16 protein-coding genes are annotated in these 14,163 nt (G+C 53.0%); 14 read left to right on the plus strand and 2 right to left on the minus strand.

Annotated features, from left to right (window positions below; translation table 11 throughout):
• Window positions 1-52 precede the first annotated feature (52 nt).
• Window positions 53-1,018 carry a nucleotidyl transferase AbiEii/AbiGii toxin family protein gene (locus AC3G3F_RS01660; RefSeq protein WP_488394304.1) on the minus strand — a complete coding sequence of 322 codons (966 nt, stop codon included), beginning with the start codon at window positions 1,016-1,018 and terminating at the stop codon, window positions 53-55.
• Window positions 1,015-1,737 carry a DUF6088 family protein gene (locus AC3G3F_RS01665; RefSeq protein ID WP_488394305.1) on the minus strand — a complete coding sequence of 241 codons (723 nt, stop codon included), beginning with the start codon at window positions 1,735-1,737 and terminating at the stop codon, window positions 1,015-1,017. The genes AC3G3F_RS01660 and AC3G3F_RS01665 overlap by 4 nt, the downstream gene beginning before the upstream one ends.
• A gap of 366 nt (window positions 1,738-2,103) precedes the next feature.
• Between AC3G3F_RS01665 and AC3G3F_RS01670 the strand changes: the two genes are divergently transcribed.
• The 14 genes from AC3G3F_RS01670 (at window position 2,104) to AC3G3F_RS01735 (ending at window position 13,886) form a co-directional block, all read left to right on the plus strand.
• Window positions 2,104-2,808 (plus strand): PFL_4669 family integrating conjugative element protein, encoded by a 705-nt coding sequence (locus AC3G3F_RS01670; RefSeq protein ID WP_488394306.1) that lies wholly within the window; start codon window positions 2,104-2,106, stop codon window positions 2,806-2,808.
• The gene (locus AC3G3F_RS01675) at window positions 2,798-3,316 is read left to right on the plus strand and encodes a DUF3158 family protein (RefSeq protein ID WP_488394307.1); all 519 of its coding nucleotides are present in this window, start codon (window positions 2,798-2,800) and stop codon (window positions 3,314-3,316) included. The genes AC3G3F_RS01670 and AC3G3F_RS01675 overlap by 11 nt, the downstream gene beginning before the upstream one ends.
• Window positions 3,317-3,877: 561 nt before the next feature.
• A complete protein-coding gene (locus AC3G3F_RS01680) occupies window positions 3,878-4,288 on the plus strand; it encodes an STY4534 family ICE replication protein (RefSeq protein WP_023247587.1) in 411 nt (136 codons plus the stop codon).
• Window positions 4,289-4,550: 262 nt separating this feature from the next.
• The gene (locus AC3G3F_RS01685; protein WP_488394308.1) at window positions 4,551-5,666 is read left to right on the plus strand and encodes a YdcF family protein; all 1,116 of its coding nucleotides are present in this window, start codon (window positions 4,551-4,553) and stop codon (window positions 5,664-5,666) included.
• Between the two features lie 20 nt (window positions 5,667-5,686).
• On the plus strand, window positions 5,687-6,811 hold the full coding sequence (locus tag AC3G3F_RS01690; RefSeq protein WP_488394309.1) for a porin: 1,125 nt from the start codon (window positions 5,687-5,689) through the stop codon (window positions 6,809-6,811).
• Between the two features lie 15 nt (window positions 6,812-6,826).
• Window positions 6,827-8,143 carry a histidine-type phosphatase gene (locus tag AC3G3F_RS01695; RefSeq protein ID WP_488394310.1) on the plus strand — a complete coding sequence of 439 codons (1,317 nt, stop codon included), beginning with the start codon at window positions 6,827-6,829 and terminating at the stop codon, window positions 8,141-8,143.
• Between the two features lie 165 nt (window positions 8,144-8,308).
• Window positions 8,309-8,773, plus strand: coding sequence for a PFGI-1 class ICE element type IV pilus protein PilL2 (pilL2, locus tag AC3G3F_RS01700; protein ID WP_488394311.1), 465 nt, complete (start codon window positions 8,309-8,311; stop codon window positions 8,771-8,773).
• On the plus strand, window positions 8,766-9,374 hold the full coding sequence (locus AC3G3F_RS01705; RefSeq protein WP_488394312.1) for a hypothetical protein: 609 nt from the start codon (window positions 8,766-8,768) through the stop codon (window positions 9,372-9,374). The genes pilL2 and AC3G3F_RS01705 overlap by 8 nt, the downstream gene beginning before the upstream one ends.
• 6 nt (window positions 9,375-9,380) lie before the next feature.
• Window positions 9,381-10,031 (plus strand): TIGR03759 family integrating conjugative element protein, encoded by a 651-nt coding sequence (locus AC3G3F_RS01710; RefSeq protein WP_488394313.1) that lies wholly within the window; start codon window positions 9,381-9,383, stop codon window positions 10,029-10,031.
• Window positions 10,007-10,540, plus strand: coding sequence for a lysozyme family protein (locus AC3G3F_RS01715; protein ID WP_488394314.1), 534 nt, complete (start codon window positions 10,007-10,009; stop codon window positions 10,538-10,540). Before AC3G3F_RS01710 ends, AC3G3F_RS01715 begins: the two co-directional genes overlap by 25 nt.
• A complete protein-coding gene (locus AC3G3F_RS01720) occupies window positions 10,537-10,944 on the plus strand; it encodes an integrating conjugative element protein (protein WP_488394315.1) in 408 nt (135 codons plus the stop codon). The genes AC3G3F_RS01715 and AC3G3F_RS01720 overlap by 4 nt, the downstream gene beginning before the upstream one ends.
• The gene (traD, locus tag AC3G3F_RS01725; protein ID WP_488394316.1) at window positions 10,941-12,974 is read left to right on the plus strand and encodes a type IV conjugative transfer system coupling protein TraD; all 2,034 of its coding nucleotides are present in this window, start codon (window positions 10,941-10,943) and stop codon (window positions 12,972-12,974) included. Before AC3G3F_RS01720 ends, traD begins: the two co-directional genes overlap by 4 nt.
• The gene (locus tag AC3G3F_RS01730) at window positions 12,937-13,203 is read left to right on the plus strand and encodes a hypothetical protein (protein ID WP_488394317.1); all 267 of its coding nucleotides are present in this window, start codon (window positions 12,937-12,939) and stop codon (window positions 13,201-13,203) included. The genes traD and AC3G3F_RS01730 overlap by 38 nt, the downstream gene beginning before the upstream one ends.
• Window positions 13,203-13,886 carry a TIGR03747 family integrating conjugative element membrane protein gene (locus AC3G3F_RS01735; RefSeq protein ID WP_488394318.1) on the plus strand — a complete coding sequence of 228 codons (684 nt, stop codon included), beginning with the start codon at window positions 13,203-13,205 and terminating at the stop codon, window positions 13,884-13,886. The genes AC3G3F_RS01730 and AC3G3F_RS01735 overlap by 1 nt, the downstream gene beginning before the upstream one ends.
• Window positions 13,887-14,163 lie beyond the last annotated feature (277 nt).

Below are 14,163 nucleotides of genomic sequence, written 5' to 3' on the forward strand. Positions count from 1 at the left end.
CTGCGAGTTTTCTGGCATAGAGCAAACAAAAAATCAGTTAGCCAAAATGCCTCTACCGTACATAGTTCCTAAGTTGGACATGGATAGCATCCAGCATACTAATTACTTCGCCATCTCCGGGAATATCACTATCATAGACAAGAGGAGCAAAACGGGTATGAAACTCCAATCGTATCTTCTGCCAGACAGATGCCGCATCAGAAAAAATGACGGCCTCGGATAAAGGGGAATCAAGCCAGCTTCCGGCGTACCTGAACTGTTGCCTGTCAGCATCCTCGACCACCTTCAGCATGGGAAGCAGCCCATCATCAGTAAACAACCCGGCATATTTAGCATCTCGTCGGATAAGGCATAAATCATAAATATGGCGGATTTTAGCCTTCAACTGTTCCTCGACATTTTCTTCACGGGAAGCCCGAACCAGCCCCATTATTTTTTCAGCAACAGTTCGCTCAATATTCAGGACCTTGACCTCAAATGCCATCAACCCAAATTTCTGAACCAGATCGGGCCGACCCATCATATTCAGAGACTCTGCAATCAATGTATACACTGGCATTAAAGAATAAGGCTCGGGCGTGGTAAATGCGTTGATTTCCAGTAAAAGGAACGGAGATGCCTGAGCAAACTCACCGTCAACTTGTCTGGGATACTCAAACCATGTTTTACGAAATGAACCATGTTTTGACTCACCGGGATGTCCCGGTAGATACGTCAACCCCTCGGTAAGCCGGGCTTCGGCGTCTCTGATATAATTTTTGATCTGATTTCCAGAAAAGTCAGGCAAATGAGCAGCAAGATCGATATCTTCAGAAAAACGACGGATCAATTTATAGGCTTTTGAAAGCGCAGTCCCACCTTTAAAAATAAGCCGCTCTTTATAATCAGAGCGGCTGAGATTTCTTAAAATATATGTTACCCAATAATCTTTCTCAACGTATACCGCCGGTATAGAAAGATGGTCTGCCGTGGCCTGAATAATCTCGACAAAACTATCGGCATTTTCATGAATATTCATATGACCTTCCATTTTTTAGCCTGAGACCAGTACCCTTTCAACCCAATGTTATAGCGTGTTGTAGGGTTAAGATCTTCTGCCAGAAGGCGGCTGATAGCATAACCATTGGTATCCAAAATGAGACCCAGCAACGCTTTGGTCGCAGGTGGATAATATCCTTTTGCCAGTTGTACCAGTGAGTCCAACGCACCTTCATCCATGTTTTTTATTTTCTGGCTCAACACACCAAGCACTTCAAAAGGCTGACTGTCAGGAATATTTTTAATATCCGTCAGAGCATCCAGAACTTCAAGATATTCCTTGTCTCGTTCATTAACAGGCGCTTTACTGGGAACCAGGCGAATATCAATATTACCCAAATTTTTTTTCTGCCGCGCTTTTTCAGTAGCAATAGTGACCGTTTTCGGCACCTGAGTTGTCAACCCCATGCGATTATACAGGCTGAGACCCGTTATATAGCCAATTCGTTCTTCACCCGCAAAGAGATAAAGGCGGATTTTTTCGTTGTCCGAAGGACGAACCTCCCCCAAAACTCCCTGCTTAGGACGATAAAAAACGCCTTTTGAAAAACGGCGAACCTGACCGCTGCTCACCAAGAGACTCATGGCCTTCGCAGTGCTCTCCGGCGACGACCGCCAGGCAGGCAGCGCCTGGTAGGTAAACATTTTACCAGGCTCAATCCTATCAATATCTCTTACGACTTGTTTCTGAATGCTCATGAGTCACCTCCTGTACAAAATTTTACCTCTCGCATATCGATCTATTCAAGTTTTTCGCGCGAAAAACTTGAATAGATTGCTGCTATATCCCCACTCTGCTTAAGAATCAATGCTGAGGCATCTCTACAAAAAAGACACATAACAGTGTCTTTTGTGTAGAGATAACGACCAACAAGTGCGATGTGATGCCACTGGCATCACATCAATGCCTATCAATCCCCCACCAACCAATAGGCAAAAGGGTGATGCCAGTGGTATCACCCTCACCGTCAGAAAACTTCCCGCCTGCATTTTCGTTTTCCCGTTGCTCACATATCCTCACGCCGCCAACCTGCACGTACCACCACCCGCAACAGGAAACAGTGTATGTCGGACTACACCTTCAACATGGGTCCCCTGCGCAGTGCGATCCATATTCAGCTTCACACCCATAATGCCACCAGACTGTGGACCGGGCGACGGGCGACCGAGAACGGCCCCGCGCCGATCATCGGCATGCCGCGCTTTATCGAAATCCTCAACCAGATACGTATCGCTTCAGAGCATGACGATCCCTACGCCGACCTGTGGATGCTGCATATAGAGGAAAAGCTCGCGCAGTCACGCAAAATAATGCAAATGATGCTGGAACAGGCGAAAGCGCTGTTCAGCGAATTGCCGGAAGGTATCGATATTGAAAGCTGCCTCAACGTACAGCCCGCCCGCTTCCCACTATTTATCAACGCGCCGCTGGCATACCAGGGCGTCTATCTGTTGACCGATTTTGACCAGCTTGCCCGCCAGCTTCTTCTGGCTTCGCATATCGCCGTGCTGTCGCGCCGGGATATGCACCAGTGGCTGAACCGGGGCGCATCGGTGATCCGCAGTGCCTTCAGCCTGGCGCAGAAATATCAGATTTCCGGTCTGAAGCGCAGGGATTTTATCGACGATACGCCGCAGGCCAGGGCAGTCATTACCCGCTGCGGCCCGCTGCCGGAGGCGGTACTGAGCGGCAAACTGCGCTCCTCATACTCACCGCCGTTATCCTCTACCGCCCAGAACACCACACCGGGAGCCACCCATGATGAATAACCCGACAACCGGCTACCAGCCGCTGGCTGATGACGACTATAAAATGCAGGTTTACGTCTCCTCGCTAAAAGGCCTTTTAAAGCCTTTTAAGAGTAAGGGGGAGCTTGAGCTGCTGGAAAGCAACGCCAGAGCCGCCCGTGAGATGATGGAACCGCTGATGCGACGTCTGATCCAGAGCGCCCGGCGCTACCCCGTGCGCCAGCTTCCGCTGATCTTCACCATCGGCCCGGCTCCCTCCGGCGCAAATTTTCTGCGCTGGCGTAACCAGCAGAATAATAAAACCGGTACTCCGGCATTCTGTCACCTGATCGGCGACCCGAAGGTGCCGCAGCGCGCCAGAGATACCCTGCTAGAAATCGAGAAAGATCGCATCGTGTTCAACATGCAGATGTCAGTGCTGACTTTTATCATTCGCCAAGCGCGGGAGTGTCAGGAAAAAGTTGAACAGGCGGAAAGATTGCACATGGGATTGCTCACTCTGTCGGAAAATAATGAACGCGGGAGATAAATTTCGCCACGACGACATCCCTGTTCCACGCTTATGCTCAACGGGCATTCCTCCCAATGGTGCGTCCCGCTTTATAAACACGCACCCGCAGCAGATCGGTCCTGCTACGTAAAGCTGCCTGCACTGCCATTGATATACTCCCTTCCGGGCGGATAGCCAGACGCCAACCGTCTCGCTATCCGCCCGGACTCCCTCATCGTTCCGGCGCCCACCGGATAACAATGGGATCCGTTTGTGCGCAAGCGCCAGTTATGACGATTTACACTGCTATCAGAAATCGCGCGTGATGCCACGCGAACAGTGCCTCTTCAGCTCCTGCACCTTAATACACGCCGTGCGGAACACGATTTTTAAGGTGCAACAAACAGAATATCGCCTCGCAATTCCCCTCACCCACCGCTTAAATCACCATTGCTTATCCGGTAGCCGGAACCTGCAAGCTACCCGCCGAATGGCGAGGTTCCACACCCTTTAAATGGCGCAGCATCACCCCGGCGCATCCCTTTCCCCCGATGCATTCTGCATATCACCAGCACCGCGATTACGACGCGGGAGGATCCTATGAACGAGAAAACCTATTTCAACCTGTACACCAGCGGCCTGGGCTACGTTAACCGTGTCCGCACCGTGACCCCCAAACGCGGCGAGCCTTTTTTATGCTGTGATATTGCGGCGTTATGTGGGGCAGCCGATGCGGTGGAATATGTCCGCTTTGACTGCAAAGTCACCGGTAACGAAGCGCGGAAACTGATTGCCCGCTGTGAGCAGGCGGTCAATGAAAAGCGCAAAGTGCTGATTCACTTCCGACTGGGCGATTTATATGTCGATATGTTCACCTACAGCAAAGGTGAGCGTAAAGGCGAAACCGGCGTCAGCCTGAAAGCCCGACTGCTCTATATCGGTCTTGTCAAAATCGACGGTGAAGTCGTCTGGCAGGCCAGCAATCAGGAAGCAGAAGAAGATGCCGCCTGACCCTTAACAGTGACGCCCATACCGGGCGTCATACTCATTAATTATTCAGAGCGAGAAAACAATTTCATAATGTAAAGTCTTGCTTATCTTCATAAGGTATCCCGCGAGTTAACCAGCTTATTAATCAAGCGGAGATACTGGAAAATGGATTTTATTCATCACGCCATCTTCTTATCCTGCCTGCGCATATTTATAAGCCTGCTTCTCTGTACCGGCGGGAAATTGCGTCTTTCCCATACTTAATAATGATAAAGGTTTTGCTATGAACAGAAAAAAGCTCTTTTTTCTGCTGCCTGTCCTTTTGCTCGCTTTTCAGCAATCAGCGCAGGCCGCCCATGCTAACTACGAGGATAAAGATTTTCCGTTATCCGATTGCCAGCAGTATTCTTCATCAGAACAAAAAGCAGATTGCTTCACGGATTATGCCGTCAGTCATCATATTTTTTACTGGGGTAATACCGTCTATGGCGTAAACGCCAACGGTCCTATCGAAGAGGGTTTTGCGGCCGCTTACCAAGTATCACCGGATAACATCAACATTGCCAATTCTTATGCCGCATCGTTGGTCAGAAATGGTCATGCTCCTCAGGGAATCGATCAGTACAAAGCAAACTTCACCAAATTCGGCGACTTCCATTCCGGCTTTACCGCATGGTCACTGATCCGTGCGGCGGCTAAAACGCCAGATGAGCATGACAATGCCGCGCCGGAGCTTTATCAACAATTAAAGAAACGCTACCCGGATCAAACCCGAAAATATACGGCCATACTCAATTCAGCGGATAAGTTACTGCAAGACGAGTCGCTGATTAACTTCGATATTCCAGCAGTGAAAAATCCCGGACGTTATCACGCCATCGTGGTTCTCGGTTTCCAGCTCGATAAAAACGGCAATCCGCAGGAGCCTCTGGTAGGCATCATGAATAAAGCACTGGCCGTCGCCAATGCTTACCCCACCTCAAAAATTATCGTAACCGGCGGTGTTCCGCGTAATAATCGCGTCGAGGCGGAAGTTATGTCTGATTTCTTTACCTCTCACGGTATCGATAAATCGCGGATTATTCCTGAAGTTCTTTCTTATGACACCGTACAGAATGCTAACTACGTCGCCATGATTATGCGTAGCTTTAATATTCGTGAAGCCACGATTGTTACCCGTGCAGGTCATATTCGTCGCGGCACCGCGCTTATGCAGAATGCGACGCAACTTTATGTCCCATGGAAAGTAGCCATTAACTCGGTAGCCTGGAAAGATACTAAATACAAAACCGAAGAAGATGCAAAGAAAGCCCCCAAACTGGGTAGCGGTGATTACAAAGCCACCTATCGGGATGTTCTACGTATTTATCAGCAAGAGTATCCGGGATTTATTAATTAATGACCTCATGGGACAGTAAAATGAAAAAAATAATTACTCCGGTTATCCTGTCATCATTATTTTATGCCGGGTGCGCCAGCGCCACTGTGCTTTATGACAAAGATGAAAATAAAGTTGAAATAAAAGGTTCTCTGCGCCTGATGATGGATGGCAGCAGCGCCAGAGCGCGTGAAGAAGGCACGAACAAATACAAACTGGAAGATGAATCCTCACGTATTGGCTTTCGTTTTGAACGGCAAATTGATGAAAAGCTAAAAGCATTGGTTTATTACGAATGGGGTAATGATACTCAGGCAACGGAGAAAAAAGACGACTTCAATTTTACCAACCGCCAGGCCTATGGTGGCCTTCATTATCAGGGTATCGGTGAAATTGACTTCGGTCGCGTTACAGTTCCCTTTGAGTCAGTCCATCAGTCTGACTACACCTATGAATGGGGCAATAACGGCGCACTTTATTATGGTGGAAAGAAAACCAAACGCGTTGGCGGCGGGGATAACAACTACGTCAAAAGGATATCCAACACTCTGAAATACATGAGTGATAAATATGACGATTTCCGTTTCGGTGCCTCCTACACTTTACAGGATGAAACTAACGTCAATGATATTAATTACGCCTGGTCAACGGCTGTTTATTACGACACCACCTTTAACCTCCACCTGCGGGCAGGTTATGCACAACAGGAAAGTAATGGCTCCACGGAATCCAACGCAGACCTGGGATATTATAATGTCGATCCAGTAAAGGAAAGCATCTGGGGCGTCAGCGCAAAATACGATATTCCCGTATGGGGTCTGTCATTCGCTATTGACTATGGTGGTGAAAAAATTGAAGACGGCAACACCGGGGATTCAGATGCCTACGAACCCTGGGGCAAAACCACCCATGCCAAACTTTTTGGTCTGGGGACAAAATGGACCTTCAATGATAAACAATCGGTTTATGCCACCTGGGCTATCAGAGATGGCGATGAAGCCGCCGACAATTATCAGGAAACGCGAACCGTATTAGGCACCGATTATAAGTTCAATAAATCCGTGCTGGTATTTCTGGAATACAGCAGCCAGAACAACCGTTCGAATTATGATTCCGACACCAAATCTGATGATAAATCAGCGCTCGGACTTCGTTACTACTTCTGATAAACCGGGACAATCATGAAAAAATTACCCCTGATGATATCTGCCGCGTGTATGGCCTGTTCAACCAGCATACCCATGGCGACAGCCGCAACCAGTAATAATCTGGTGCTGGAAAAAGTCGTCACCATGACTCGGCATGGCGTTCGCTCACAAAGCAACAGCGCCAGCGTACAGGAAAACTCCCCTACGCCTATCCCCACCTTCAGCGCGAAAGACGGTGAGCTGACAATGCACGGCTACGCTGCCGTGACATTGATGGGAGATTATCTCCACCGTTATTTTGTCAGCCAGAAGTTTCTGACTGAAAACACCTGTCCCGATGCAAAGAACATCTTTATCCGTTCCAGCGCGTTTCAGCGCACCCGCATGACGGCCAACGCGCTGGCTGATTCATTATTTCCGGGCTGTGCAATACCGATTCACTCCCCGGACAAGAAAACTGACGACACACTGTTTGAGCCCATTGTCAGCGGCATGGCACCACTGAATGTTGAAAAAGCGACGCAGAGTATAATGACGGCATTGGGCGGCAGTTTCGATACGGCCAGACAACGTTATGCGTCGCAGATAACAGCGATGCAGAAGGTAGTCGATCCTGAATGCCAGCCCACCGAATGCACTTTCACCAACCATAAATGGGGAATCAGTACCGACAAGCAAAATATCAATATTTCACTGAAAGGACCGCTTGCGAAAGGGAACGAACTGGGCGAAACCTTCCGGTTGCAATACACCGAAGGGATGTCGGTTAAGGATGTTGCCTTTGGTCATGTCAGCCGTGCTGCCGATATCGCACCACTGATGCAACTAAAAGAAATCAAGTTTGACCTGATCGAACACAACCCTTACATCGCTGCCAGAGGAGGTTCCCAGCTTATGAGCCAAATCCTGTATGCGTTGGAACAAGGTTCCGGCTATCAGGATCCTGATGCCAACAGACAAATCAGCGCCTCTGCGCCGGACGCCCGTATGGTGATGTATGTTGCTCACGATACTAACCTTGGCTATCTGCAACCACTGCTCAATGTCTCATGGCAACTGGAGGGCTATCCGAAAGATGATACTCCACCGGGCAGCACGCTGATGTTTGAACGTTACCGCGACAGCAACACCCGTCAGACGTATATCGGCATCACTTTTATCACACAGACACTGGACCAGATACGCCGTCTTGAGCCACTGAGCGATAAAAATCCACCGCTACAACGCAAACTCAATCTGAACTGCAAAAACAGCCCGGATGGCTGGCTGTGCCCGATAGATGAGTTTGCCGCGCAGGTTAACAGTCGTCTCGATAAGACTGCGATTATCGCGCAGAACTACGCGGAATAGATTTCTCCTAAGTGGTCATTACCAGAATAGCCACTGCTTTTCTTTTTGTTGGATCCTCATTGGCCTGCATGCAGGCCTTTTTTTCAAAGCCGGTAATGAGTTCTGCGTTGTTTCCCACCCTGCCATTGCGCACTCTCCGGACATGACTCATCTGACACAGAAACGATGATACGAACAACGGGAATGGTTATCACATTGCTAATGCTGGGCGGCTGCACCGCGCCGCAACAGCCCGCTGTGCCTGTGGCAAAACCAACACCACCGCCCGCGCCTGAAGTGGTGCGCTATGACCGTTATCTACTGATCAACACCCGCCCCGACGAAGCTCAGCGCAACCCGCTGCACCAAATCATCAACATCAACCTGCCGCTGAACCTGAAGCTCACTGTGGGCGACGCCTTTACCTGGCTGCTGAAACAGAGCGGCTACAGCCTGTGCGCCGATGACCATCCAACGCAGTTTCTGGCTGGCAAACCGCTGCCGCTTTCGCAATACCGGCTCGGCCCGATGCGGCTGGAAGAGGCGCTCAAAACGCTGGCCGGACCAGGCTGGCTGATGCAGACCGATGTACTGAACCGCGAAGTTTGTTTTCACCTGAACACACCGGGAACGGGAGAGCATCATGCTTAAACGTCTGGCTTACTTGATAGCAGGCAGCGCTCTCCTTCTTCTGGCGGCGACAATATTATGGTGCGTCAACCGCCTGAATACCCTGACGCTGGTGCAACAGCAGACACAACGCCAGATGGTGCAATGGCATAACCAACAGCAGCCAGACAGCGATTATCACGAGCTGGAAGTTGCCGTAAAAGACATCACCGACCGCACAGAAGCCCTTGCCAGACAGCTTGACGATGCCACCAGCGATCAGGCCGAACGACTTCAACCCATTAACGAACAGCTCAGGGTACTGAAGGGACAAATCCAGACCCTGAACGCCAGTTACCAACACCTGCAACAACAGACCGCCACGCGCAGCCGCGCCACGGCAAAAAGCCCCGTCCCATCTCCGCTTTGGGCCGCAAAGGCCCCTTTTTCCCTTATCAGCAGCGAGTTTCGCGCCGGGCGGCAGTTCGCCGTCATCGCGCCATCCGGCTACCGCTCGCTCTCACAGCTTCAGCTTGTTGCCCCCGGCGACAGCGTGCAGGGCTGGCAACTGCTGCAACTGGACGGCAGTCACGCTACTTTCCGTAAAGGCGGGCAGCGGCTGACGCTGAACGCCGGAGGATAAACCGCAATGCGCAGATACCTGTTGCTGTGCCTTTTGCTACTGCCGCTGTTTGCCAGCCCGCAGCAAACCCGTATTGAAGAACAGACCATCACCCACACTCAGGCGCAGCAGTGGGGATTAACCGACAGCGAATGGCAGCACTACCAGCAACTGCGTCAGGGCGAGCGCGGCATCTGGTCGCCGGGACTCGACCCCCTTACCACCCTCGGCGTGGAAGCCAACAACGACGCCGAACGCCAGCGCTTCGCCGAACTGCTGGCCCGTAAAGAGCATCTGCGGGTGGAAAAAGAACTGGCGTTCCAGCATGCCTACGATCAGGCGTGGAAGCGGCTTTACCCGACGCTGACGCCCATCCGCAGCGTCGTCCAGCCACGAATGGCGCTGTTCGTCAGTGAAAAATGCCCAGCCTGCGAGACGCTGGCGCAGAAGCTCATCAACGACGACCGTCCGCTGGACATCTGGCTGGTCAACAGTCGTAACGACGATGCCAGCCTGCAACGCTGGGCGCAGCGCCAGCATATTGATATGCGCAAAGTCGAACGCGGACAGATAACGCTTAATCACGATAACGGGCGCTGGCAACGCCTCGGCGGCGGAAAACTGCCGTTATTGCTCGAACAACAGGGGGAGCAATGGCGTCCCGTCTCTGCGCCCTGATATGTGGCCTGCTTATCAGCGCTCACGCCAGTGCCGTGCCGCCGCTGTATGCGCAAATCGCCCGCCAGCAGCAGATTCCGGCGGAACTGCTCTACGCGGTAGCCCGTGCGGAAAGTGGCACCCGTCTGGCGCAGGGGCTGCATCCGTGGCCGTGGACGCTGAATATTGCCGGAACCGGCTACCGTTACCCCAGCCGTTCTTCAGCCTGCCGGGCATTGCTGGACTTCGCTCGTACCCGCAGCCTGAAACGCATCGATGCCGGGCTGGGACAGATTAATCTCGGCTGGAACGGCCAGTGGTTTCCCTCGCTGTGCGCCAGTTTCGATCCAGCGGACAATCTCACCGTCACCGCCCTGCTGCTGCGTCAGCACTACAATGCCTCCCCCGGAAGCTGGCTGGACGCTGCCACCCGCTACCACCATCCCGCCGGAGGCAAACCTGCCGCCGTCTACCGCCAGAAAATCGACCAGCAAATCCGGCTGCTCTCCGCATCAGGAACGTCGCCATGAAACACCTTATTCCAGCCATGCTGCTGTTTACTGCCGCCGCGATTGCCGGACCTGCCGTTCCCATGCAGGCGCTGGATGAGGCCAGGTTACTGCCGGTTGTTACCCACAATCTGCATCCCGGTCAGCAACCGCGTCTGGCGCTAAATCTACCGGGAATGACACCGTTGTTTTTAATCGGCGAAGATCCACAGTCCACAGAATGGCTGCGCCAGCACCGGGACGCATTGAAAACCCTGCACGCCACCGGGCTGGTCGTGAACGTCACCACTCTGGCGCGGTTGAATGCCCTGCGGGCCATCGCTCCAGCGTTAACGCTGCTGCCCGTCAGCGCCGACGATATGGCAAAACACCTGCCCATCACCGCGTATCCGGTACTGATCACCGACAAGGGGCTTGAACAGTGAGGCTCGATTTTATCCTGCGCCCGGCGGTGGAGCTTTACAGCGCCAGCGCGGCCCTGCTGGCGGCAGTATGGTGCATGATGGCTCCGCAAACGCTGCTGCTGACGCCTTATTCCGGCTGGCTGCTGGCGCTGGCCTTGCTGGCGCTGTCGGCCCTGCGGCTAAAACAGGGATTACGCATCCTGCACTTTCGCCGTCGCGTGCGCCATCTGCCGCTCTGGACGCTCTCTGCCAGCCGTATCCCGCAGTTACCCGACTCGCTGTTTCTCGGGCGCGGCTTTCGCTGGCTACCCACACATACTCAACGGCTGTATCTGTGCCGTCTGCCACAATGTGAACACTGGCTACAGACGGATCGTCCTTCCGCCAGCGGCGGCGATCCGCTGCTGCACGGCGTGGAGCTGCGCGAAGGTCGAGTTACGCTGCCCCTGCGCGACCGACCGGGGCATACGCTGGTACTCGGCACCACCCGCGTCGGCAAAACCCGGCTGGCGGAGCTGCTAATTGCTCAGGATATTCGCCGTGGCGACACGGTGATTGTTTTCGACCCCAAGGGCGATGCCGACCTGTTGCGTCGCGTCTGGGCGGAAGCGCATCGCGCCAGGCGGGAAAGCGTCTTCTGGCTGTTTCATCTCGGCTGGCCGGAGATCTCCGCCCGCTACAACGCCGTCGGACGCTTTGGTCGCATCTCGGAAGTTGCCAGCCGCATCGCCGGGCAGCTTTCCACCGAGGGCAATTCCGCCGCCTTCCGCGAGTTTGCCTGGCGCTTCGTCAACATCATCACCCGCGCCCTGGTGGCGCTGGGCCAGCGCCCGGACTATGCCCGTATCGCCCGTCACGTTATCAACATCGACGAACTGTTTATCGACTACGCCCGCGTCTTTCTGCCCGGATATGATCGCCAGGCATGGGATAACGTGGTACGGATTGCCGGTGGCATCACCGAGAAAAACACGCCTCGTAACCTTCAGGGACGGGACAGCTACGTTGTCGCGCTGGAGCAGTACCTTTCCACCACCCGATTACACGACCCGATCCTCGACGGCCTGCGTTCTGCCGTCCGCTATGACAAAACCTATTTCGATAAGATCGTCGCCTCGCTACTGCCGCTGCTGGAAAAACTGACTACCGGGAAAATCGCGCAACTGCTGGCCCCGGACTACGGCGACCTTAACGACCCGCGCCCGGTGTTCGACTGGCAGCAGGCCATTCGCCAGCGGGCGATTGTCTATGTCGGGCTGGATGCGCTGTCCGATGCCGAGATTGCCGCCGCCGTGGGAAATTCGATGTTTGCCGATCTGGTCAGCGTCGCCGGGCATATCTACAAGCACGGCGTGATGGATGATCTTCCGCAGGCGGAAGAGAAAGCAGCCATCAACCTGCACTGCGATGAGTTCAGTGAGCTGATGGGCGAGGAATTTATTCCGTTGATCAACAAAGGCGGCGGCGCGGGCGTGCAGGTCACGGCCTACACCCAGACACTCTCCGATATCGAAGCCCGCATCGGCGACCGCGCCAAAACGGGCCAGGTGGTCGGCAACTTCAACAGCCTGATCATGATGCGAGTGCGGGAGACCGCCACCGCCGAATTGTTGACGAAGCAACTGCCACAGGTGGATGTGCTCAGCAACAGCGTCAGCTCCGGCGTCACCGACAGCGCTGACGCTCAGGGCAATATCGGGTTTTCCAGCAACACTCAGGATCGGGTGAGCAGCGTACAGGTGCCGCTACTGGAACCCGCCTCGCTGGTACAGCTCCCTAAAGGTCAGGCGTTCGCCCTGCTGGAAGGCGGCCAGCTCTGGAAGCTACGCATCCCGTTACCGGGCGCAGCACACGATCCGTTGATGCCAGAAAACATCGCACAAATATCCCGCTATATGGAAAAACAGTACGACAGCGCCCCCGTATGGTGGAACCAGCCGGAGACTGTTGTAACAGCGAAAAATGACCCTATTTTATGGCTGAACGACAGCGAAACCACGGAGAAACTGACCGATGATACCCCGGACACACCGCCAGCTCGTAAGCGTTGAAGTGATGTGGCCTGCACAAACGCTGCCTCTTCCCCTGCAACAGGCGGTGGAAGCGCTGACGCAGGGAGAAACGCCCGATCAGATTATCGCTCGCATGAATTTACAGGGCTTTCAGGCATGGCGCGAAACTACATCACCGCAGGATGAACACGATATTTTTCAGGTTCGACTGGATGAGGCGCACGAGGCGCGATTCCTCTGCCGCTATATCACACTGCCGCTGCACTGATGCCCGAGCATGTGCCGCCAGGACCAGTACGCCGCCCCGGACTACTCGGCTGGATCGCATTGTTGCCCGGCATGCTGGTTGGCTTTTTCCTCGGTGCATGGATGCTGGCGATAGCGCTGAACTGGCTGGGCGATGCGTTTTTCTGGCGGAACGCCTGCGCCAACCACAGTGAACAGGTATTGCAGGCAACATGGCAGTGGTGGCGGGGTTCCGCTGGCGCACCTGCATGGTTGGTAGAAGATCTGGCGCTTGCCAGTAATACGTTGCAGCAAGCGAGCGCGGCGCTGATTGCTTCGCTCAACGGGCAACGTGGGATGTTCTGGACGGAAACCGTCACTACCTTAATCCACTGCGCATTACTGTCTGCAGGCAATATCACCCTCACCTTTCTGCTGCGGCTGGCGATTCTGTTGCAGGCGCTACCCCTGTTTGCGCTCACCATTACCATTGGCCTTATCGACGGGCTGGTACGCCGCGACTTACGGCGATTCGGCGCAGGCCATGAGTCCGGGTTTGTTTATCACCATGCCAAGCGTATGATTTCGTCCAGCCTGATAGCGACGGGACTGGTGTGGTTAGCGGTACCAATTTTCCTTGAGCAGGAGTATGTGCTGATACCAGGAGCTTTGGGAATTGGGCTGGCGTTATCAGCGACTCTAGGGGCGTTTAAAAAGCATTTATAACTTTACGTATAATATGCAATACAAATTAGAGGTAAAAATGAACAATCTTGATCCAAACAATATTGACCGACTACAAGCATTAATTAGCCTTAAAAGAAGATGCTTATATCGGAAGGAAATGTCTAAACATCATACCAGTGGTACTTTTTTTTCTGATTTTAGCGATGAAATCGACTTACCATTGTTATTCATTATGAATGATGAACTTACTAATTCAAATCACAGGATTGGCATAACCTAACTCATAAACAGTTGCGTAAAAAATAATAAATACTAC

The organism is Salmonella sp. FC25216 (assembly GCF_057751355.1).

Excerpts from the sequence above, each read along its gene's own strand:
- AC3G3F_RS01685 (WP_488394308.1), top strand. The coding sequence starts at position 4,551 with ATGAACAGAAAAAAGCTCTTTTTTCTGCTGCCTGTCCTTTTGCTCGCT.
- AC3G3F_RS01675 (WP_488394307.1), top strand. The coding sequence starts at position 2,798 with ATGATGAATAACCCGACAACCGGCTACCAGCCGCTGGCTGATGACGAC.
- AC3G3F_RS01660 (WP_488394304.1), bottom strand. The coding sequence starts at position 1,018 with ATGAATATTCATGAAAATGCCGATAGTTTTGTCGAGATTATTCAGGCC.
- AC3G3F_RS01730 (WP_488394317.1), top strand. The coding sequence starts at position 12,937 with ATGATACCCCGGACACACCGCCAGCTCGTAAGCGTTGAAGTGATGTGG.
- AC3G3F_RS01695 (WP_488394310.1), top strand. The coding sequence starts at position 6,827 with ATGAAAAAATTACCCCTGATGATATCTGCCGCGTGTATGGCCTGTTCA.
- AC3G3F_RS01720 (WP_488394315.1), top strand. The coding sequence starts at position 10,537 with ATGAAACACCTTATTCCAGCCATGCTGCTGTTTACTGCCGCCGCGATT.
- AC3G3F_RS01665 (WP_488394305.1), bottom strand. The coding sequence starts at position 1,737 with ATGAGCATTCAGAAACAAGTCGTAAGAGATATTGATAGGATTGAGCCT.
- AC3G3F_RS01705 (WP_488394312.1), top strand. The coding sequence starts at position 8,766 with ATGCTTAAACGTCTGGCTTACTTGATAGCAGGCAGCGCTCTCCTTCTT.
- AC3G3F_RS01670 (WP_488394306.1), top strand. The coding sequence starts at position 2,104 with ATGTCGGACTACACCTTCAACATGGGTCCCCTGCGCAGTGCGATCCAT.
- AC3G3F_RS01680 (WP_023247587.1), top strand. The coding sequence starts at position 3,878 with ATGAACGAGAAAACCTATTTCAACCTGTACACCAGCGGCCTGGGCTAC.
- pilL2 (WP_488394311.1), top strand. The coding sequence starts at position 8,309 with ATGATACGAACAACGGGAATGGTTATCACATTGCTAATGCTGGGCGGC.
- AC3G3F_RS01715 (WP_488394314.1), top strand. The coding sequence starts at position 10,007 with ATGGCGTCCCGTCTCTGCGCCCTGATATGTGGCCTGCTTATCAGCGCT.
- AC3G3F_RS01735 (WP_488394318.1), top strand. The coding sequence starts at position 13,203 with ATGCCCGAGCATGTGCCGCCAGGACCAGTACGCCGCCCCGGACTACTC.
- AC3G3F_RS01710 (WP_488394313.1), top strand. The coding sequence starts at position 9,381 with ATGCGCAGATACCTGTTGCTGTGCCTTTTGCTACTGCCGCTGTTTGCC.
- AC3G3F_RS01690 (WP_488394309.1), top strand. The coding sequence starts at position 5,687 with ATGAAAAAAATAATTACTCCGGTTATCCTGTCATCATTATTTTATGCC.